The sequence below is a fragment of the Enterococcus xiangfangensis genome, from assembly GCF_005405365.1.
Classification (GTDB): Bacteria; Bacillota; Bacilli; order Lactobacillales; family Enterococcaceae; genus Enterococcus_A; species Enterococcus_A xiangfangensis.
In genome coordinates this window covers 42,928-62,861 of the sequence record NZ_BJDX01000001.1, presented here as the reverse complement: position 1 = coordinate 62,861, position 19,934 = coordinate 42,928, and the positions used below count along the sequence as shown (strand labels likewise).

The 19,934-nt window shown below is 39.5% G+C and carries 22 protein-coding genes; 19 read left to right on the top strand and 3 right to left on the bottom strand.

The window, feature by feature from the left end:
* The first annotated feature begins 85 nt into the window (after positions 1 to 85).
* From FFM68_RS00320 to FFM68_RS00260, 13 genes are all read left to right on the top strand, one after another.
* Positions 86 to 892 (top strand): transporter substrate-binding domain-containing protein, encoded by an 807-nt coding sequence (locus FFM68_RS00320; RefSeq protein WP_137617463.1) that lies wholly within the window; start codon positions 86 to 88, stop codon positions 890 to 892.
* 249 nt (positions 893 to 1,141) lie between these two features.
* Positions 1,142 to 1,978, top strand: a complete 837-nt coding sequence (locus FFM68_RS00315) for a transporter substrate-binding domain-containing protein (RefSeq protein WP_137617462.1) — start codon at positions 1,142 to 1,144, stop codon at positions 1,976 to 1,978.
* Between the two features lie 12 nt (positions 1,979 to 1,990).
* Positions 1,991 to 2,680, top strand: coding sequence for an amino acid ABC transporter permease (locus tag FFM68_RS00310; protein ID WP_137617461.1), 690 nt, complete (start codon positions 1,991 to 1,993; stop codon positions 2,678 to 2,680).
* A gap of 19 nt (positions 2,681 to 2,699) precedes the next feature.
* Entirely contained in the window at positions 2,700 to 3,434 is a 735-nt protein-coding gene (locus tag FFM68_RS00305; protein ID WP_137617460.1) for an amino acid ABC transporter ATP-binding protein, read from the top strand.
* A gap of 127 nt (positions 3,435 to 3,561) precedes the next feature.
* Complete coding sequence (locus FFM68_RS00300) at positions 3,562 to 4,086, top strand: YqeG family HAD IIIA-type phosphatase (RefSeq protein ID WP_137617459.1); 525 nt, start codon at positions 3,562 to 3,564, stop codon at positions 4,084 to 4,086.
* The gene (gene yqeH, locus FFM68_RS00295; protein WP_137617458.1) at positions 4,086 to 5,195 is read left to right on the top strand and encodes a ribosome biogenesis GTPase YqeH; all 1,110 of its coding nucleotides are present in this window, start codon (positions 4,086 to 4,088) and stop codon (positions 5,193 to 5,195) included. The genes FFM68_RS00300 and yqeH overlap by 1 nt, the downstream gene beginning before the upstream one ends.
* A 28-nt stretch (positions 5,196 to 5,223) precedes the next feature.
* Entirely contained in the window at positions 5,224 to 5,535 is a 312-nt protein-coding gene (gene yhbY, locus FFM68_RS00290) for a ribosome assembly RNA-binding protein YhbY (protein ID WP_137617457.1), read from the top strand.
* Positions 5,536 to 5,566: 31 nt separating this feature from the next.
* Complete coding sequence (locus FFM68_RS00285) at positions 5,567 to 6,202, top strand: nicotinate-nucleotide adenylyltransferase (RefSeq protein WP_137617456.1); 636 nt, start codon at positions 5,567 to 5,569, stop codon at positions 6,200 to 6,202.
* A complete protein-coding gene (gene yqeK / locus FFM68_RS00280; RefSeq protein ID WP_137617779.1) occupies positions 6,192 to 6,788 on the top strand; it encodes a bis(5'-nucleosyl)-tetraphosphatase (symmetrical) YqeK in 597 nt (198 codons plus the stop codon). The genes FFM68_RS00285 and yqeK overlap by 11 nt, the downstream gene beginning before the upstream one ends.
* A gap of 61 nt (positions 6,789 to 6,849) precedes the next feature.
* A complete protein-coding gene (gene rsfS, locus FFM68_RS00275; protein ID WP_280531853.1) occupies positions 6,850 to 7,206 on the top strand; it encodes a ribosome silencing factor in 357 nt (118 codons plus the stop codon).
* Positions 7,206 to 7,934, top strand: a complete 729-nt coding sequence (locus FFM68_RS00270; protein WP_137617455.1) for a class I SAM-dependent DNA methyltransferase — start codon at positions 7,206 to 7,208, stop codon at positions 7,932 to 7,934. The genes rsfS and FFM68_RS00270 overlap by 1 nt, the downstream gene beginning before the upstream one ends.
* Before the next feature lie 45 nt (positions 7,935 to 7,979).
* Positions 7,980 to 9,119, top strand: coding sequence for a nucleotidyltransferase (locus FFM68_RS00265; RefSeq protein ID WP_137617454.1), 1,140 nt, complete (start codon positions 7,980 to 7,982; stop codon positions 9,117 to 9,119).
* Positions 9,120 to 9,191: 72 nt separating this feature from the next.
* The gene (locus FFM68_RS00260; RefSeq protein ID WP_137617453.1) at positions 9,192 to 9,911 is read left to right on the top strand and encodes a YebC/PmpR family DNA-binding transcriptional regulator; all 720 of its coding nucleotides are present in this window, start codon (positions 9,192 to 9,194) and stop codon (positions 9,909 to 9,911) included.
* 104 nt (positions 9,912 to 10,015) lie between these two features.
* Here the strand turns inward: FFM68_RS00260 and helD are convergent, their stop codons facing one another.
* The 3 genes from helD to FFM68_RS00245 form a co-directional block, all read right to left on the bottom strand.
* Complete coding sequence (helD, locus tag FFM68_RS00255; RefSeq protein WP_137617452.1) at positions 10,016 to 12,298, bottom strand: RNA polymerase recycling motor HelD; 2,283 nt, start codon at positions 12,296 to 12,298, stop codon at positions 10,016 to 10,018.
* Positions 12,299 to 12,423: 125 nt separating this feature from the next.
* Positions 12,424 to 13,296: a VOC family protein gene (locus FFM68_RS00250; RefSeq protein WP_137617451.1), complete on the bottom strand. Its 873-nt coding sequence runs from the start codon at positions 13,294 to 13,296 to the stop codon at positions 12,424 to 12,426.
* Positions 13,297 to 13,308: 12 nt separating this feature from the next.
* Positions 13,309 to 13,719 (bottom strand): VOC family protein, encoded by a 411-nt coding sequence (locus tag FFM68_RS00245; RefSeq protein ID WP_137617450.1) that lies wholly within the window; start codon positions 13,717 to 13,719, stop codon positions 13,309 to 13,311.
* A gap of 146 nt (positions 13,720 to 13,865) precedes the next feature.
* On the opposite strand from FFM68_RS00245, the gene FFM68_RS00240 reads away from it, so the two are divergent.
* From FFM68_RS00240 to rpmG, 6 genes are all read left to right on the top strand, one after another.
* Complete coding sequence (locus FFM68_RS00240) at positions 13,866 to 14,039, top strand: transcription termination/antitermination protein NusG (protein ID WP_167483424.1); 174 nt, start codon at positions 13,866 to 13,868, stop codon at positions 14,037 to 14,039.
* Positions 14,040 to 14,121: 82 nt separating this feature from the next.
* A complete protein-coding gene (gene thmT / locus FFM68_RS00235; protein ID WP_137609361.1) occupies positions 14,122 to 14,298 on the top strand; it encodes a 2-hydroxymuconate tautomerase in 177 nt (58 codons plus the stop codon).
* Between the two features lie 316 nt (positions 14,299 to 14,614).
* Positions 14,615 to 16,552, top strand: coding sequence for a threonine--tRNA ligase (gene thrS, locus FFM68_RS00230; protein WP_137617448.1), 1,938 nt, complete (start codon positions 14,615 to 14,617; stop codon positions 16,550 to 16,552).
* Positions 16,553 to 16,912: 360 nt separating this feature from the next.
* Positions 16,913 to 19,030 carry a penicillin-binding transpeptidase domain-containing protein gene (locus FFM68_RS00225; RefSeq protein WP_137617447.1) on the top strand — a complete coding sequence of 706 codons (2,118 nt, stop codon included), beginning with the start codon at positions 16,913 to 16,915 and terminating at the stop codon, positions 19,028 to 19,030.
* A gap of 120 nt (positions 19,031 to 19,150) precedes the next feature.
* Positions 19,151 to 19,636, top strand: coding sequence for a glutathione peroxidase (locus FFM68_RS00220; RefSeq protein ID WP_137617446.1), 486 nt, complete (start codon positions 19,151 to 19,153; stop codon positions 19,634 to 19,636).
* 111 nt (positions 19,637 to 19,747) lie between these two features.
* Positions 19,748 to 19,897: a 50S ribosomal protein L33 gene (gene rpmG / locus FFM68_RS00215; RefSeq protein WP_067623696.1), complete on the top strand. Its 150-nt coding sequence runs from the start codon at positions 19,748 to 19,750 to the stop codon at positions 19,895 to 19,897.
* Positions 19,898 to 19,934: the final 37 nt, after the last annotated feature.

Sequence of the window (19,934 nt, the reverse complement as noted above, 5' to 3'; positions counted from 1 at the left end):
TGAACGATATAAATAAATATACATAAAAGTGTAGAAAAAATGAAATAATATGCTATACTTGAAAAAAGTATTCGGAGGGAAGTCTATGAAAAAAAGTTTGAAGGTTGTATTAGCGGGATTGATTTTATTGGGATTAACAGCATGTGGCAACAAAAACGAAGCGGATAAATTAGACACGATTAAAGAAAAAGGCGTCATCAAAGTAGCGACTTCACCAGATTATGCGCCGTTTGGGTTCCATACGGAGATTGATGGGAAAGACAAAATCGTTGGGGCTGATATTGAAATGATGGAAGCCATTGCTAAAAAAATGGATGTAAAAGTTGATTGGGTGGACATGAGTTTTAATGCAGTTTTAGCGGCAGCTAAAGAAGGCAAAGCCGACATTGCTGTTTCTGCGATCTCAGCTACAAGCGAGCGTGAAAAGGTTTTTGATTTTACTACGGATTATTATACATCGCCGCAAGTGATCGTCATTAATAAGCAGTCTGCTGATCAATTCACTTCGATCGAACAGTTTGCTGATAAACAAGTGGGGGCACAAAAAGGCACGATCCAAGAAAATATTGTGAAGCAGCAATTGAAAAATGCCAAATTAGTATCGATTGAAAAACTTCCTAATATTTTTGTCGAAGTAAAAAATGGTTCATTAGATGGATTGGTCGTTGAGAAAACGGTCGCAGATGCCTATGTCAATAAGAATCCGGAACTAATGATCGCAGATATTCCATTAAAAAGTATGAAAGAAGATGCATTGCGTATCGCAGTTCCTAAAGGCAATAAAAAGTTAGTGAAAGAATTGAATAAACAGATTAAAGAACTAAAAGAGGCAGGAACGATCGAAAAAATGGTCGATACGAACAATCAATTGACACAAAATGGGGACAACTAAAAATATTTATACACAGTTAAATTGAATATATGCAAAATATCTACAAATATCCAAAATATTTTAAATATTTATACAGAAAATACTTGTTTTATGAAAATTCCATGCTATAATGAATTCATAAAAAAATTCTTTCAAAAATAAGCTGTTAGTTTGCGGTCTGGCAATGCAGCAAGTAAACTAATAGAAGGAACGAAAAAGCGCAGTATTTTTGGAAGGCTGAATTTTACAGAATATTTAGGAGGAAACAGGATGAAAAAGATTACCGGCTTAGTTATGGCAGCAGTTGCACTTCTTACGTTAGCAGCGTGTGGCGGAGGCAATGATAAGACAGCTGATTCATCAGCAGAAAAAACAACAGACCAATTGGCAGCAATTAAAGATGCGGGTGTATTGAAAGTTGCGACATCAGCAGATTATGCACCATTTGAGTTCCATACAATGGTGGACGGCAAAGATAAAGTCGTCGGTGCGGATATTGATTTAGTAAATGAAATTGCTAAAGAATTAGGCGTTAAAGCAGAAATATCTGATATGAGCTTCAATACTGTATTAGCTTCATTAAAAGAAGGAAAATCAGATATCGCGATCTCAGCGATCTCAGCAACTGCAGAGCGGAAAGAGCAATTTGACTTTACAGACAATTATTACAATCCACCACAAGTAATGATTATCAATAAAAAGAATCAAGGAACATTTACAAGTTTGGCTGCATTAAAAAATAAAAATGTCGGCGCACAAAAAGGTTCAATCCAAGAAGACATCGTAAAAACACAAATCAAAGATGCAAAACTTGTTTCAATCGAAAAAGTGCCTAATATGGTAGTAGAAGTCAACAGCGGTTCTTTAGATGCGATGGTCGTAGAAAAAACAATCGCGGAATCGTATGTCCAACAAAATCCAGAATTGATGATCGCTGATATTGACTTAGAACCATCAGAAGATGAAGCATTTGCGATTGCATTGCCAAAAGGCAGCGATGAATTACAAACAGAATTGAATAAAATCATCAAAAAATTAAGTGATGAAGGCAAGATCGATGAATATGTCCAAACAAATCACGAGCTGGCTGAAAAATCAGCAGAATAGAGGGAATCGGCATTGAACTTTTCATTTTTAGATAAATACTTGTCTTACTTTGCCTCTGGTGCTGGTATCACGGTAGTTATTTCACTCGTTACAGTCCTATTCGGAACGTTGATCGGGTTAGCAATCGCCCTTTTAAAAATTTCTAAACACAAACCGTTAAATTGGTTAGCCAATATTTACATCGAAGTGCTTCGCGGCACTCCGATGTTATTGCAAATCATGATCGGTTTTTTGGCTTTACAAGGATTATTTCCATCTAGAGATCTAGCTGTCGGTGTCTTAACAGTTGATCTGGGCCGGTTGTTTCCAGGGATGATCGTGTTGTCATTGAACTCTGGTGCGTATGTGGCAGAAATTATTCGTGGAGGGATTACTGCCGTAAATTACGGTCAGACCGAAGCGGCTCATTCATTAGGCCTACGTCCGGCACAAACGATGCGGTATGTTATTTTGCCGCAAGCACTGAGAAATATTTTACCGCCGCTAGGCAATGAATTTATCACTTTGATCAAGGATTCTTCATTATTAACAGCAATCGGAATCAACGAATTGATGGGATCTGCTCAAATCGTTATTTCAAATTCTTATATTCCACTAGAACCCTATTTTATCGCCGCAGCGCTTTACTTTGTGATGACTTTTGTCACTTCGCGTCTGCTTAATTTATGGGAGAGAAAACTTGGAAAAGGATACCAAAGATAACGCGAGAGGTGAAAAAATAATGACAGAAGCATTGATTCAAATCGAACATTTAAATAAAAAATTTGGCGACAACGAAGTACTTAAAGATATATCGGCAGAGATCGTTCCCGGCGAAGTGGTCGTGATCATCGGGCCATCTGGGTCAGGTAAAAGTACTTTTTTACGCTGTGTCAACTTACTAGAGATTCCAACATCAGGGACTATCAAATTTGAAGGTACTGATATCACGGACAAAAAGAATGATATTTTTAAAACAAGAGAAAAGATGGGCATGGTATTCCAGCAGTTCAATTTATTCCCTAATATGACAGTTTTAGATAATATCGCGTTGTCACCAATCAAAGTTAAAGGACTGGCAAAAAATGATGCGATAAAAATCGCCAAAGAATTATTGGAAAAAGTCGGTTTGTCTGAAAAAGCCGATGCATATCCGCAATCACTTTCTGGTGGGCAGCAGCAACGGATCGCGATCGCTCGAGCTTTAGCGATGCAACCGGATGTGATGTTGTTTGATGAACCGACTTCAGCCCTTGACCCGGAAATGGTTGGCGACGTGTTGCAAGTAATGCAGCAGCTAGCTAAAGAAGGAATGACGATGATGATTGTCACCCATGAAATGGGCTTTGCTAAAGAAGTCGGCGATCGTGTGATCTTTATGGATGGCGGTGTGATCGTAGAAGAAGGAACACCAGAAGAAGTTTTTGAGCATCCACAAAATGCTCGAACGATCGATTTTTTATCAAAAGTATTATAGAATGGATGAGACTAGGCAAAGAAAGCCTAGTCTTTTTTTAAACCTTTGGAGTCTAATGTAGAGTTTTCAAAAAAATTGCGTTATAATCAGGTTTTGTAGAAGTATAAATAAAGTTATAGGAGTTGCCATGTTAGATAAATTCAAACCAACGTGGATGGTCGAAGCCATTTATCAAATAACCCCGGAACAATTGAAAGCTCACGGGTTCAAAGCAGTCTTAACAGATTTGGACAATACGTTGATTGCTTGGAACAATCCTAATGGAACAAAAGAGCTGATCGATTGGTTAAAAATGATGGATGAGGCGGGAATTCCGGTAGTCGTCGTTTCAAATAACAAGGCTAGCCGTGTGGCAAAAGCGTTAGAAAATTTTCAATTAGATTTTGTTCCGCGGGCAATGAAGCCTTTTTCGGTAGGAATAAAAAATGCTCAAGAACAATTGGGTATGCCAAAAGATGAGATCGTCATGATCGGAGACCAAGTGATGACAGATATTCGCGGTGCGAGTGCAGCTGGCATCCGCAGTATCCTTGTGCAGCCGATCGTAGCTACGGATGGTTGGAATACAAGAATCAATCGTTTTTTTGAACGTCGTGTGATGCATGTGTTAGTGCGTAAAGATCCTGAGATGAAATGGAAGAGTGGATTATAATGGAAGAAGAATTATTTTGTATCGGTTGCGGCGCAAAGATTCAAACAGAGCAACCCAATGAATTGGGTTATACGCCGCAATCGGCTTTAGAAAAAGGTATCGCAAACGGCGAAGTTTATTGTCAACGTTGTTTTCGATTACGGCACTACAATGAGATTCAAGATGTTTCATTGACCGATGATGATTTTTTACGCTTATTGAATGAATTAGGAAAAGCAGACGCTTTAATCGTGAACGTGGTAGATATCTTTGATTTCAACGGTTCGCTAATTCCAGGATTGCATCGCTTTGTCGGCGATAATCCGGTGTTATTAGTCGGCAATAAAGTAGATTTGTTGCCGAAGTCATTAAAACGCGGTCATTTGACTCAATGGATGCGAGAACGTGCCCATGAAGAAGGGTTGCGTCCGGTGGATATCTTATTGACGAGCGCACGCAAACCAAACGAGATGGACGAATTGTTGAAAAAAATCGAGGAATACCGCAATGGTCGCGATGTCTATGTAGTCGGTGTGACGAATGTCGGCAAATCGACTTTGATCAACCAAATCATCAAACAAACGGCGGGTGTACAAGACTTGATCACGACGTCTCAATTTCCAGGGACGACGTTAGACAAGATCGAGATCCCGTTAGATGACGGCAAGTATCTCTTTGATACGCCAGGGATTATCCATCGTCATCAGATGGCACATTATCTTGGTAAAAAAGATTTGAAAATCATCGCGCCCCACAAAGAAATCAAGCCAAAAGTTTATCAGTTGAATGCTGGTCAGACTTTATTCTTAGGCGGCTTAGCTCGTTTTGATTTTATTCAAGGAGATCGTGCCTCCTTTGTTGCTTATGTCTCAAATGATATCGCGCCTCATCGGACAAAATTGGAAAAAGCCGATGCTTTTTATGAAAAACACGTTGGTGGATTGTTGCAGCCACCGCGTCCAGACGAAGTGTCAGACTTCCCTGAATTGGTCCGTTTTGAATTTTCAATCAAAGAAAAAACCGATGTCGTTTTTGCCGGACTCGGCTGGGTCACAGTGACAAAACCCGCAGTGATTGCCGGGTGGGCACCTAAGGGCGTCGATGTTCTGACTCGTAAAGCACTAGTTTAAAAAAGTATAATCCAAAAGGGGTGTATCGATGGAATTAAGAGGAAAACAAAAACGTTTTTTACGCAGTCAAGCGCACCATTTACAACCGATTTTCCAAATTGGTAAAAATGGGATCAATGACGCAGTGATTATTCAAATCGCTGAAGCGTTAGAAAAAAGAGAATTGATCAAGATCAATTTACTACAAAATACCGATGAAATCGCGGAAGATGTGGCACGGATTTTAGAAGAAAAAACCAATTGTCAAGTTGTTCAGATCATCGGAAGAGTCTTAGTTTTATATAAAGCGTCAAGCAAAGAGAAGTATCAAAGAATTTCAAAAGAAGTTTGCAGCATTTAATTTTTCAGCAAAAAACAAGGAGGAATAACGCGTGTATCAAGATGTCTTAACAATTCCTAAAGTCAAACCAATGACAGTTAACACAATGCCCAAAAAGCAGGTGGGATTGCTAGGGGGGAACTTTAATCCGATTCATCAAGCGCATTTAATGATCGCTGAACAAGTCGGTCAAAAAATGGGATTTGATGAAGTCCATCTGTTACCAAGTTATTTACCGCCTCATGTAGATGAGAAGAAGACGATTGACAGTACGCATCGTTTGGCGATGGTAAAATTAGCGATCGAGGACAATTCTTTTTTATCAGTGGATACAAGAGAACTTGTACGCAAAGGAAAGAGCTATACAATCGACACGATGCTAGAGATGACAGCAGAAAATCCTGATACAGAATATTATTTTATTATCGGTGGAGATGAAGTGGCTTATTTGCCGAAATGGCATCGCATCGAGGAACTAGTACAACTCGTCAATTTTGTCGGGGTCAAAAGAGCTGGTTATACATTGGAGAGTCCTTATCCGATTATTTGGGTCGATGTTCCTGAAATTCAGCTGTCGTCTTCTTATATTCGCAAGCAAGTCAAACAAGGGTGCTCGATTCGTTACCTAGTGCCTGAACGGGTACGAGAATATATTGCGGAAGAAGGATTGTATCTTGATGAATTATAGTGCCGACTATACGACAATGAAACGAGAAGCCTTGATGCAAGCTGTTCAGATGCGAATGAGCGAACGACGGTTCAACCATGTTTTAGGTGTTGAAGAAACTGCTGTCGCTTTAGCGGAACGTTTCGGGGCATCACCAGAAAAAGCGAGTATCGCTGCTTTGACACATGATTATGCAAAAGAACGCTCAGATGAAGAATTTCAGCTGGCGATCGAGCAAGGTACTTATGAGAATAAAACAGAATTATTAAAATACGGGAATGCCATTTGGCACGGACTTGTGGGCGCTGATTTTGTTGCGCGTGAGTTAGCCATTACAGATGAAGAAATTTTAGACGCTATCCGGTTGCACACTACTGGTGCAGCAGAGTTGTCTTTGCTAGCTAAAATCATCTATGTAGCCGATTATATCGAACCTGGCAGAGAATTTCCCGGAGTTGAAGACGCACGGGTGATTGCATTTAGTGATTTAGATCAAGCCGTCGCCTTTGAAACCAAGCACACATTGGCTCATTTAGTCGAAAGCGAAAGTCTCATTTACCCTAAAACACTAGAAACATACAATCGCTGGGTGTGCGGATTAGACTAAAATATTTACAATACTTGAATAAAAATAGTAAGCGCAGTTTCAGATAACAAGGAGGAGAATTATCATAGAAAGTAAAAATATGTTAGAAATTGCCGTGAAGGCAGCTGATTCAAAACGAGCGACTGATATCGTGGCATTGGATGTATCACAAGTTTCATTATTGGCGGATTATTTTATGATCTGTTCAGCAAATTCTGATCGTCAAATCAACGCAATCGTAGATGCAATCGTGGATAAAGAAGAAGAAGCGCAAGTTGAAGTTAAACGGGTCGAAGGGAAAGATGGCGGAAAATGGGTCTTAATCGACTTAGGCGATGTGATCGTCCATGTCTTCAGTACTTCTGAACGCGAATTTTATAATTTAGAAAAATTATGGTCTGATGCACCACTTGAAAACATTGAGGCGTGGTTAGACTAATGGCTTATGAAACGTTTGCTTTTGTCTATGACGAAGTAATGGATGATACGCTGTATCAGCAGTGGCTAGATTTTTCATTGCGTCATTTGCCAAAATCAACAGATCAAGTTTTAGAACTTGCTTGCGGTACAGGCGCCTTAGCTGTTGCTTTTGCTGAGCACGGCTTTGAAGTGACCGGCTTGGATTTGTCAGAAGAAATGTTGACACTAGCCAGTGATCGTGCGATCCAAGCAGAGGTCGCAATCAACTGGGTCGCTGGCGACATGCTGGATCTAACGGATATCGGAACGTATCAGGCAGTGACTTGTTTTTCCGACTCGCTTTGTTACATGCAAAATGCTCAGCAAGTCAAACAAGTTTTTGCTGGTGTCTATCAGTTATTAAAATCAGCTGGAACATTTATTTTTGATGTACATTCAACCTATCAGATCGACGAAGTCTTTCCAGAGTATAGTTTTCACGATCAGACAGAAGAGTTCGCTTTTTTGTGGGATAGTTATTCTGGCGAAGAGGAGCATAGTATCGAACACTTTTTGACTTTCTTTGTAAAAAAAGAAGACGAAGTGTTTGAACGATTCGATGAATTGCACAAAGAACGGACTTATCCGTTAGCACTGTATCAAAAAATGTTGACTGAAGTCGGCTTTAACGTCGAAGTTTTTGCCGATTTCACTGATGAACATCCTAATGAGACAAGCAAACGCTGGTTTTTTGTCTGTCAAAAATAGCCGAGAGCGCTCTCGGTTTTTTTGTTATTAGAAAGGAGCGGTAAGATGCGAAGTTGCGGAATTGTGGTGGAGTACAATCCCTTTCATAACGGGCATCGTTATCATGCGAAAAAAGCACGCGAATTGAGCGGCGCGGATGTTGTAGTAGCTGTGATGAGCGGAAATTTTTTGCAGCGCGGAGAGCCGGCGATCGTTGACAAGTGGGCACGCGCCCAGACCGCATTACAAAATGGAGTGGATCTGGTGATCGAATTGCCTTTTGCCTGGGCGGTTCAATCTGCCGACTATTTTGCTAAAGGCAGTATCAAATTTTTACAGGCTTTAAATTGCGACGCGCTTTGTTTTGGTACAGACAGTGACATCGTATTTGATTATGCCGGTTATGGTCGTTTTTTTATTGAAGAAAAAGCAGCGATTGATCAACTTTTTCATGAATTGCCGATCGGTTGGAGCTATCCTGAAAAAATGGCTGAAGTCGTTTCTCGGTTGTATCCGCAAGCACAAAAATTCCCGCCAAATCATCTGCTAGGTTTGAGTTATGCCAAAGAAAATGCGACGTATGAACATCCAATGGAAATCTTCCCATTGCCGCGAAAAGATCAAGGCTATCATGATCAGACATTAGCGGTAGATCAGTTTGCCAGTGCGACGGGGATTAGACAAGCCGTTTTTGCTGGTGAGGAAGTGGCGGCATTTGTCCCAAGGGAAATGCTGCAAGAACTCAAACGGACAGCTATTTCATGGGAAGATTTTTGGCCGTATTTAAATTATCAATTGCGTGCAAATTCTTTAGCGGATCTTCGAGAAATTTACCAAATGACAGAAGGTCTGGAACATCGGCTAGTTGAACAAGCTGTACCAAATTTTGCTGGATTTCTGCAAACAATCCGTACGAAACGCTATACTAAACCACGCTTGCAACGGTTGCTGACCTATGTTTTGCTGCAAGTGAAAGCTGCTGAAATAAAAGCAGAACAAGAAAATTCGATGCTGCATATTTTAGGTTTCACAGAGCAAGGGCAGAAGTATTTGAATCAAATAAAAAAACAAGTTACGTTGCCGATAGCCGCAAAGATCGGTCAGCAAGAAAAAGACAAGCATTTTTTAACGTATCGTGCGGATCAAATTTATCAATTGATCCACCCGCAAGAGCAAACAATCGGCCGATTTCCGATTCGAGTATAAAAAATACTTTCCAAAGTGTAAGCGAGTCGTTATAATGGGAAAGTATGAAATTAACGAAAGAGAAGTGAAAATATGGGACGTAAATGGGCGAATATCGTGGCTAAAAAGACCGCGAAGGATGCAAACAACAGTAAAATTTACGCTAAATTTGGAATTGAGATTTATGCAGCAGCAAAATCAGGTGAACCTGATCCGCATGCAAATCAAAAATTACGTTTTGTTATTGAACGTGCGAAAACGTATAATGTTCCAAAACATATCATTGATCGAGCAATTGAAAAAGCGAAAGGTTCTGGCGACGAAACTTTCCAAGAGTTGCGTTACGAAGGCTTTGGCCCTAATGGTTCAATGGTGATCGTTGATGCGCTGACAAACAATGTCAACCGGACAGCGTCAGATGTTCGTGCAGCCTTTGGTAAAAACGGCGGGAACATGGGTGTTTCTGGTGCAGTCGCTTATATGTTCGACAACACCGCATTATTTGGTTTTGCCGGCGAGGATGCCGATGAAATTTTGGAATACTTGATGGATAAAGAGATCGATGTTCGTGATGTAGTAGATGAAGAGGGGCAAATCATCGTTCACGGCGAACCGGAAGATTTTAACGCGATTCAAGAAGCCTTAAAAGAAAAAGGAATCACCGAATTTTCAGTTGCTGAAATGCAAATGATTCCACAAAATGAAGTAACTTTGACTGGCGAAGATCTAGAGAAATTCGAAAAAATGATCGATGTGTTGGATGAATTAGAAGATGTTCAGCAAATCTATCACAATGTGGAATTAGAAGATTAAAGCAACTAGCGGGTGTGACAGAAGCCTTGTCACACCCGCTTATTTTTTGCAAATAAATCAAAGACCAAACAACTCGGTGAAGGACTCTTCACCGAGTTGTTTGATTAATTTAGTGATTTTTGAACATAAAGATCTGTTGGGATCATTTCCAATAATGGACTTTGGTTACCGATAACTAACAGATTCAATTCATGCATCGCACGGGTGCAGACAGTATAAAGAATCAGTTTGTCTTGTTCCGTATGGTAATTTTCAGGTGAGACATTCCAAGCAAATACTCGGTCAAATTCTAATCCCTTCGCTAAATAAGTCGGAATGATGATCAGGTTCTTTTTCATGAAGTCTTCTTCGTCGACCAGCAGTTGAACCTGAGTTTTTTGTTCAGGAGTCAATTGGTCGTAAAGAGCTTGGCATTCTTCGACTGTTTTAGCGATGATAGCTGTCCGCCAATATTTGGCTGTTTCAGCAGTCTCTTCAATCTGTTGGATCAAGCCGTCAATCATTTGTCGAGAGTCATTTGTATAATAAACTTTTGGCAGATCGCCGACACGAGCCGTCAATTCCACACGATTTTCTTGCGTTAGAAATTGGTTGGCAAAATTTGTGATCTCTTCAGTTGAACGATAACTAGTAGTTAGTTCAAAATGAGTCAATGATTGATCAGGGAAAATCTGTGCTAAAGAATGGACCATACTTTCATTTCCAAAAACTTTCTGATTCAAATCGCCACACAAAGTGTAAGTTGCTTTAGGATATAAATGGCGCAGCAGAGCGACTTGTGCAGGAGAGAAGTCTTGCATTTCATCGATAAAAATGAAGCGGGCCTTTTGCTTCACATCTAACGGATGGATCGATTTCATCAATAAAAACAACAATGTTCCATCTTCTAAACTAAGATCTTTTCGTTTAAAATCGTTCAATAGTTCTTCAAGCATCAATTTCCAATCTTCTTGTGTCAATTGATAATGTGCCAACAAACGATTTGAGACATTTTGCAAGAAATGGAGATATTGTTTTGCATAGTTGATAAAACCATACCGAGTGATCTGTCTGCGTAGAGGTTTTAGTTTTTTTCGGACGACTTTTTGAGTCATCTGACGACGCAGCCGACGTTCCGCTTTTTCTGAATCTTCCATATCAGGATTATTGACAAAAGCAGCTTCGATTAATTCATCAGCAGCTTCTTTGGCCCAATCTTTTTTCATCTCATCTTTTTCTAAGCCGCCTAGCTTTTTCAAAAGTTTTGTTTGCAATAATTGCATTCGTTGATACATCGGTAGCTCAGGATTGGCTTCTTGATACCAATCGCGAATTTGTTTTCTCGAGATCAAAACTTCTTGTTTTAATTTAAGATCACGGAATAAAGGTCCAAATGTCGCAATTTTTTCGATATAGTTATACAATTCTTGGACGATTGCAAAACTGCTTTTAGCGCGTAAAATTCGATCGTCTTGACCAGAAAGAAAGACTTCTTCATGACTTTCTTCCGTATGAATCTGATAGGTTGGCAATAAGGCACTCAGAAATGTTTTGAATGTCTCAGTTGGGATGCCGCTTTCGCCTAATGATGGCAAAACAGTCGAGATATAATCTGAAAAGATATGGTTAGGAGAAAACAGTAAAACTTGTTCGTTGTCTAACCATTTGCGGTTGTGATAAAGCAAGTAGGCGACTCGTTGCAGCAAGGCAGATGTTTTTCCGCTGCCGGCGATTCCCTCAACTACTAAGACTTTGCTTCTTGCATCACGAATAATCTCATTTTGTGAACGTTGGATTGTAGCCACGATATTTTTCATATGATTCGAAGATGCTTCATCTAAAATCTCCAAAAGAAAATCATCGTTGATCGCTTCTGATGTGTCCACCATCGATAAAATTTGTCCTTCGCGAATCTTGAATTGTCGTTTCAATTGCAGTTCAATTGGGATGATCGCGTCATGCGCTTCATATTCTGTCTGCCCTAATGTGCCTTCATAATAAAGATTGGCGATTGGTGCACGCCAGTCGATTACAACCGTTTCTTCCTGCGTATCCCGCAAAGAAGCGATTCCTAAATAAAGGGTCTCGGTTTCTTGATCTTCTTTAAAATCGATTCGGGCAAAGTAAGGATTTTCTCCCATCAATTTAAGTACTCTTTGCCGTTTTTCCTGAGAAGCAAGTGTCTGATAACGTAAAAGTAATTCAGCCTCATGCTGTCTTGTATCTGCCATTGTCTCAGCCAAAGCCTCGAAGGAACCACCTTGAATTCTTTGTCCGGCATTTTCTAACATACCAGTATCAAATTTTGTTTTGGTTTCTTTCTTTTGGTTGTCCAAAAAGGCTAGTTCCTGTTGGATCAAAGCGCTTGTTTGTTGGACGTGCTCTTGTTCGTATTCTCGTGCGTTCATTGAGCATCCCCCTTTATTTTTCCATCCACTGTTTATAACAGCATAATAGTATAGCATATAAGAAGGAAGAGAAGCAAAAAGTTGATTTTTACGAAAAAAAGCTGCGGATATACCGCAGCTGATCGTTAATCTGATCCGATTATTCCATCATGTGCTCGCTGGATTTGAGCAAGGTCGATTTTTTTCATTTTATACAGCTCTTGGGTCGCACGTTTTGCTTTTTCTTGATCAGGATCGTTAGTCCAAGCGAGCAGTTGCTTATTAACTGTTTGCCAATAAACACCGTAACGATCTTCCATCCAGCCGCAGGGCCATTCTTTTCCAGCAGTAGTGATCGCATCCCAGACGTGATCGATGTCGGCTTGATCGTTGAAATAGAAGTAAAAGGAATTTCCCATAGAAAAATCAAAAGTATGTTTTTCTGGACTGTCCATAACGATCAGATCTTGCCCTCGTAGTTGGAAGCCGGCTGCTCGCAGATGTTCGCCTTCTTTGACGGCAAAATTTTGTTTTCCGCCAAAGGCTGTGATCCATTCATCGATTGCGGCTTGAGCCAGGCCAAAATTTTTATTCGCAAACATGATACAGGGGACGATCGTTTGTGCGGTTCCTTCTAAACGAACTTGCCATGAAAAACCATAACGGTCATTGGTCCAACCATATTTTCCCAGTTCTGGGTAATCCATCAATGGCATCAATGTTTGACTGTCATGATTTAACTCTTGCCAAACACGATTGAGCTGCTCTTCGTTTTCGCAGTTAACAACATACGAGATTGCCGGAGTCGGTTTAAAAGTATCCCCGCCATTTAGTAAAAGAAATTCACAGCCTGCTAAATCCAATGTGATCGTCAGTAAATCACCAATCGTGCCATGCTCATCTGTAATATAATAAGTTTGATCTTTTATTCGGCTATTTTCAAAAGTCGAAGTATAAAAATCGGCAGCTTCAGCTAGCTGCCCGTCAAACCATAAACAACAACCAAATTGCTGTTCCATAAAGTTCCCTCCTTATAGAAAATTGATATACCAATTTACGCCATATTGATCTTTGACCATTCCGTATAATTCTGCCCAAAATGTTTTTTCTAGAGGCAGTAACACGGTTCCGTTTTCTGCTAATTGTTGAAAAATCTCTAAGGCTTCTCCAGCAGTTTTTGCGTTGAAAACCAAAGCCACATTATTTCCGATAACTCTCGGTGATGTTAGACTTTCCGGACTGTCAGAGATCATGACATTTGTATCATTGATCTGCAAGTTCGCGTGCAATACTAAATCTTTGATAGAATCATCGACGGGGGTGTTATCATCGTGGGGCATTTGGCCAAATGTCATGATTTGAGCCGGTTTTGTCTTAAAAACATCTTCGTAAAAAGTAATGGCTTCAGCTGCTTGATCTTTAAAATGCAAATAGATATCCATGCGTTTTCCTCCAATCTGATAGGTCTACTTTACCATGATGAAAGGGTTAACAATACTAATTTGAATCATAAAGACAATCTTTGACAATTTTATCAGAACTATTTATGCTTGAAGCAAGAAGTGAAATCGGAGGGATGGGATGTTTGGTGGAACAATTTAAACTAGGCGAGAGTGTCACGGTAACAAACGGTCCTTTTAAAGACATTTACGGTGTGATCGTTTTTTATGACAAGCGGCAAGAAAAATACTTGATCCGTTTTAGTGGTCAGCAGCAGCTATATTATTCGGTCGATGAAATCATTTTATGGTCTGAAAAGTAGTTTTTCAGAAGGAATCTTCATTTTAAGACTATTTGTGCTAAAATAAAACAATAGAAATAAAAAAATAAAGGAGCGATTTATTATGCCATTTGTCCACATTGAATTAGTCGAAGGAAGAACAGAAGAACAGTTAACTAAGATGGTCGAAGAAGTAACAGAGGCGATTTCAAAAAACGTCGGTGCGCCAAAAGAAAATATCCATGTAATCATCAATGAGATGCAAAAAGGTAAGTATGCACAAGGCGGAAAATGGAAATAATAAATATTATGCTTGCATTTCAAATCGATAAGTGTTTATAATGACATTGTAAATGATTGATGAAGAAAGACACCTGAACTTGAAAGCTGTTTATCAGAGAGGAAAAGCACGGCTGAGACTTTTCCAGACAAGCGCAAGGGATGACCACTTTCAGAGACTGTTGCACAAATGCAGCAGCGGACAGCGCCGTTATCGCTTGTGAGGAGCAGAAATTCTGCTCAAAGATTAGGTGGAACCACGTTTATTCGTCCTAGTACCGTTTTCGGTACTAGGACTTTTTTTTTATCAATCAAAAATCATAAGGGGGAACTATAGGATGGTAAAAATTTCATTTCCAGATGGATCAATAAAAGAATTTGACAATGGTGTTACTGGCTTAGAGATCGCAAAAAGTATTTCTAATTCATTAGCAAAAAATGCATTGGCTGTTGTAGTAAACGGCGAGTTAGAAGATTTAAATCGTGCAATTGAAGAAGATGCGGAATTGAAAATCGTGACTGAAAAAGATGAAGAAGCATTACCGCTCGTTCGTCATTCAAGTGCCCATTTAATGGCACAAGCAGTTCGTCGTCTATTCCCGAATATGCATTTTGGTGTGGGACCAGCGATTGAAACAGGGTTCTATTACGATACTGATAACGGAGAAAATCAACTTAGCGAAGAAGATTTCCCAGCAATTGAACAAGAAATGAAGAAAATCATCAAAGAAAATCTACCAATCGAGCGCAAAGTGATGAGCCGTCAAGAAGCTTTAGATTTCTTCAGCTATGATCCTTACAAAGTAGAATTGATTTCTGATCTGCCAGAAGACGAAGTGATCACGGCGTATACTCAAGGAGAATTCACTGACTTATGTCGTGGACCACACGTACCATCAACAGGAAAAATCAAAATCGTTAAATTACTATCAGTTGCCGGAGCTTACTGGCGCGGAAATTCCGATAACCAAATGATGCAACGGGTTTACGGAACAGCTTTCTTCAATCAAGCAGATTTAGACCATTTCTTGAAAATGCGTGAAGAAGCTAAAGAACGCGACCATCGTAAACTAGGAAAAGAATTAGATTTATTCATGATCTCACAAGAAGTTGGTTCAGGTCTGCCATTCTGGTTGCCAAAAGGTGCAACGATTCGCCGTGTTATCGAACGTTACATTGTGGACAAAGAAATTTCAATGGGTTATGAACATGTTTATACGCCCGTTTTAGCAGATACAAGTCTATACAAAACTTCTGGTCACTGGGATCATTATAAAGAAGACATGTTCCCAATCATGGATATGGGTGACGGCGAAGAATCATTAGTTTTACGTCCAATGAATTGCCCGCATCATATGATGATTTATAAAAATCATATCCATTCATACCGCGAATTGCCAATCCGCATCGCTGAACTTGGGATGGACCACCGTTATGAAAAATCAGGTGCGCTATCAGGCTTGCAACGTGTTCGTGAAATGACAATGAACGATGCGCACGTCTTTGTTCGTCCAGATCAAATCAAAGAGGAATTCCGTCGTACATTAGACTTGATCTTAGAAGTATACAAAGATTTTGGTTTTGATGACTATCGTTTCCGTCTAAGCTATCGTGATCCAGAAAATACTGAAAAATATTTCGATGACGATCAAATGTGGGAAACTTCGCAAAGTCTATTAAAAGAAGTAATGGATGAATCCGGCTTTGAATACTTTGAAGCAGATGGCGAAGCGGCCTTCTATGGTCCAAAACTTGACGTTCAAGTGTTGACAGCATTAGGAACTGAAGAAACATTATCTACAATCCAATTTGACTTCTTATTGCCTGAACGTTTTGACTTAACTTATGTGGGTGAAGATGGTAAAGATCATCGTCCAGTCGTTGTTCACCGCAGTGTCGTTTCAACAATGGAACGCTTTACTGCTTACTTAATCGAACAATACAAAGGTGCTTTCCCAACTTGGTTGGCACCAGAACAAGTAGCAATCTTACCAGTCTCACCAGAACATCATGGCGATTATGCTTATGAAGTGAAAGATCGTTTGGTTCGTGAAGGTGTTCGTGTCGAGGTTGATGACCGTAATGAAAAACTTGGCTATAAGATTCGCCAAGCTCAAACACAAAAAATCCCTTACCTATTAGTTATCGGCGATAAGGAAGTGGAAGATGCTTCAGTCAATGTTCGCCGCTACGGTAGTGATGAACAAGCAGCACAAGATTTAAATATGTTTATTGAAGCAATCAAAGCGGATATCAACAATCTAAGTCGCAGCTAAAAAATTTCCGGTGAGTTTACTCACCGGTTTTTTTATTGTCTAAAACGAGCCATTGTGGAAAACTTTTTAAAGAAAATGCTTGAGCCCTGTCTTTTGAATCAGCAAAGTTTTCCACAACAAAATAAAAAATAGAATGTTTCACGAAAGATGAGGCTTTTCTCAATTAATAAACCATATTTAGCGCTGAAAAAATTGTCAATTAAAAAATCTATGACATATCCGTGAAACAACTGAGCTATTTGTCGCAAGAAAAATTAAAGTTTTTAAACGATGTTAAAGGAACTACGAATAATCCTTTTGAAAAAACACTTTTTCAGCTACAATAGAAAAAGTAACTGTCAAAATGGAAGGAACAGATGAATGAAACTAACGAATCCATTTAAGAAACTTTTTGAAAAATTAAGACTTGCGGATGAAAATGGCCGCAATCAAAATAGAAGTCATGTCCCATTTAGATTGAACTTTCTATTTTTTGTCATCTTTGGCTTGTTTGTTATCTTAGTCACTCGACTAGGCTATCTTCAGATCGTTGAAGGGGACAAGATGAAAGCTGAGATGAAGGCATCGACAACAATCACGGTAAAAGAAAATGCGCCGCGTGGTGTGATCTATGATGCAAACGGAACAGCTTTGGTCAATAATGTTGCCAATCCGGCGATCACTTTTACTCGCGGCAACGCGATGGAAGCCTCTGATATCCTTGAATTAGCTGACGAACTCAATACATTGATCGATGTACCTGCAGATGAAAATCTGACTACTCGTGATAAAAAAGATTATTGGTTAGCTGATAAAGAACATTTAAAAGAAGCCGAAGACCGTTTATCTTTTAAAGAGAAAAATCTAGATACTACCGATGAATATCAAAAACTGGTCGATAAAGTCAAAGATAGTGAAATCCAGTTTGATGATAATCAATTAAAAGTTGCGACAATCTTTAAGCGGATGAACGCCGCTTCAGCACTCAGCACTGTTTTTGTAAAAAATGAAGACGTGACTGATGAAGAATTAGCGGTAGTTGCAGAACACGCGGCTGATCTGCCAGGCGTTTCTACAGGAACTGATTGGGATCGTTCATATAATGCGGCTTTAGACGGGTCGTTGAAGAGTATTTTAGGAACGATCACGACAGAAAAAGAAGGGCTGCCGGCAGAAGACGCAGATGAATATTTGAAAAAAGGGTATTCACGCAATGACCGTGTCGGTAAAAGTTATTTAGAAAAACAATATGAAGAACAACTTCAAGGTAAAAAAGGCGAATATAAAGTTACTTTGAATCAAGATGGAAACATTGAAAAACAAAAAGAAATCAAAAAAGGCGAAAAAGGATCTAACATTGTTCTGACCATCAATTCGGACTTCCAGACAAAAGTAGAAGAAATTTTGAAAACTCACTATCAAGGCTTGGTAGACAGTGGTGTTGCTAAATATTCACCAGGCGCTTATGCGGTGGCTTTGAATCCAACTACAGGCGAAGTTTATGCAATGACTGGATTTACTCATGATATCAATAGTAAGACGTTGGAAGAAAATACATTAGGCACGATTACAAATGCGTTTGTTCCCGGATCTGTTGTCAAAGGCGGAACGGTTACCGCAGGCTATGAAACAGGAGCAATCAGCGGAAATGATGTTTTGATTGATCAGCCAATCAAATTATCTGGAACGTCATTAAAAGGTTCGATTTATAATCAAGTTTTAGGAAATCAAATTTCTTTGAACACGGTGAAAGCACTAGAATGGTCTTCCAATGCATATATGATGCAGCTCGTATTACGGATGCTAGGTGTTGAATACCAACAAAATATGACCTTACCGGAAATTGCTTCTACTAAAGAAATGTATAATAAATTGCGAAACGCCTTTGCCGAATATGGAATGGGTGTAAAAACAGAGATTGATTTGCCGAATGAAGCTACCGGCATCATGAATACTAATTTTGGAGAAGAAAATGGACCTGGCGGCGGGAACTTGTTGGATCTTTCATTTGGTCAGTATGATACGTATACTCCAATGCAGCTTGCTCAATATGCAGCAACAGTTGCTAATGGCGGGACTAGAATCTCACCTCATGTAGTAAAAGGGATTTATGGCAACAATGACAGTGGCGGTTTAGGTGAGCTGCAAACAGAAATCACCGGAAAAAAATTAAATCAAGTAAATATTACCCAAGATCAAATGGGAATCATCAAACAAGGTTTCTATCAAGCCGTTCACGGCAGCGATGCGTATACAACCGCGCGTGATTTGGCTTCAGCTAAAATCGATCCGGCAGCTAAAACAGGTACGGCGGAAACAGTGGCAGAAAATGGGGCAAGCACGATCAACAGCAACATCGTAGCTTATGCACCTTACGATAACCCGCAAGTAGCAATCAGCGTGATGCTGCCTAACTTGGATGAAGAACATGATGATACGAATAAAGCCATCGCAAAAGACATATTAAATGCATTTGCGGATACCTATGGCGTACAATAAGCTAAGGAGCAATACTCCTTAGCTTTTTTTATAACGAATTAGTTGAAAATAAATTATTTTTCATGTAGCTTTTTTAAGAGTATGATAAACAAGTAAGCATTTAACTGAGGAGTGAAGAAGATGACAATATACGATTTTGAAGTGAAACAAACAGATGGGACCGAAAAATCTTTAGCAGATTATCAAGGAAAAGTTCTTTTAGTTGTCAATACCGCAACAGGTTGTGGCTTTACACCGCAATATGAAGGTCTGCAAAACTTGTATGAAGATTTCCAAGAAAAAGGATTTGAAATTCTTGATTTTCCTTGCAATCAATTTGGCAATCAAGCACCAGGTACGAATAATGAAATCGCAGAATTTTGTCAGATGAAATACCATACAACGTTCCAAACGTTCGCCAAGGTTGATGTCAATGGTGAAAACGAAGCACCGCTATATAGTTATTTGAAAGATGCGCAAGGTGGATTACTTAACAAAGCAATCAAATGGAATTTCACTAAATTTTTGATTGATCGTGAAGGAAACGTGATAAAGCGCTATGCATCGCAAACTAAGCCAGAAGAAATTGCCAAAGATATTGAAGCGCAACTTTCAAACGTCAAGTAGAACTACTTAACAAAAATCATAAAAAGACTAGTCAAGAAAAAGAAAACATGATATGATATCAAAGTCTGAGAAATATCTTGGAAAACTGATTTTAGCTAGGGAGGGAAAATCATGCGCGTAAATATCACTTTAGAATGTACTTCTTGTAAAGAACGTAACTACCTAACAAGCAAAAACAAACGTAACAACCCTGATCGTTTGGAAAAAATGAAATATTGCCCACGCGAACGTAAAGTTACTTTGCATAAAGAAGTAAAATAATCGACGGACAAGCCAGCAATCGACAGCGATTGTTGGC

Bases quoted from the DNA above. Each gene is read 5' to 3' on its own strand.
- FFM68_RS00320 (WP_137617463.1), top strand. From the start codon at position 86: ATGAAAAAAAGTTTGAAGGTTGTATTAGCGGGATTGATTTTATTGGGA.
- FFM68_RS00315 (WP_137617462.1), top strand. From the start codon at position 1,142: ATGAAAAAGATTACCGGCTTAGTTATGGCAGCAGTTGCACTTCTTACG.
- FFM68_RS00305 (WP_137617460.1), top strand. From the start codon at position 2,700: ATGACAGAAGCATTGATTCAAATCGAACATTTAAATAAAAAATTTGGC.
- FFM68_RS00300 (WP_137617459.1), top strand. From the start codon at position 3,562: ATGTTAGATAAATTCAAACCAACGTGGATGGTCGAAGCCATTTATCAA.
- yqeH (WP_137617458.1), top strand. From the start codon at position 4,086: ATGGAAGAAGAATTATTTTGTATCGGTTGCGGCGCAAAGATTCAAACA.
- yhbY (WP_137617457.1), top strand. From the start codon at position 5,224: ATGGAATTAAGAGGAAAACAAAAACGTTTTTTACGCAGTCAAGCGCAC.
- yqeK (WP_137617779.1), top strand. From the start codon at position 6,192: ATGAATTATAGTGCCGACTATACGACAATGAAACGAGAAGCCTTGATG.
- FFM68_RS00270 (WP_137617455.1), top strand. From the start codon at position 7,206: ATGGCTTATGAAACGTTTGCTTTTGTCTATGACGAAGTAATGGATGAT.
- FFM68_RS00265 (WP_137617454.1), top strand. From the start codon at position 7,980: ATGCGAAGTTGCGGAATTGTGGTGGAGTACAATCCCTTTCATAACGGG.
- FFM68_RS00260 (WP_137617453.1), top strand. From the start codon at position 9,192: ATGGGACGTAAATGGGCGAATATCGTGGCTAAAAAGACCGCGAAGGAT.
- helD (WP_137617452.1), bottom strand. From the start codon at position 12,298: ATGAACGCACGAGAATACGAACAAGAGCACGTCCAACAAACAAGCGCT.
- FFM68_RS00250 (WP_137617451.1), bottom strand. From the start codon at position 13,296: ATGGAACAGCAATTTGGTTGTTGTTTATGGTTTGACGGGCAGCTAGCT.
- FFM68_RS00245 (WP_137617450.1), bottom strand. From the start codon at position 13,719: ATGGATATCTATTTGCATTTTAAAGATCAAGCAGCTGAAGCCATTACT.
- thmT (WP_137609361.1), top strand. From the start codon at position 14,122: ATGCCATTTGTCCACATTGAATTAGTCGAAGGAAGAACAGAAGAACAG.
- thrS (WP_137617448.1), top strand. From the start codon at position 14,615: ATGGTAAAAATTTCATTTCCAGATGGATCAATAAAAGAATTTGACAAT.
- FFM68_RS00225 (WP_137617447.1), top strand. From the start codon at position 16,913: ATGAAACTAACGAATCCATTTAAGAAACTTTTTGAAAAATTAAGACTT.
- FFM68_RS00220 (WP_137617446.1), top strand. From the start codon at position 19,151: ATGACAATATACGATTTTGAAGTGAAACAAACAGATGGGACCGAAAAA.
- rpmG (WP_067623696.1), top strand. From the start codon at position 19,748: ATGCGCGTAAATATCACTTTAGAATGTACTTCTTGTAAAGAACGTAAC.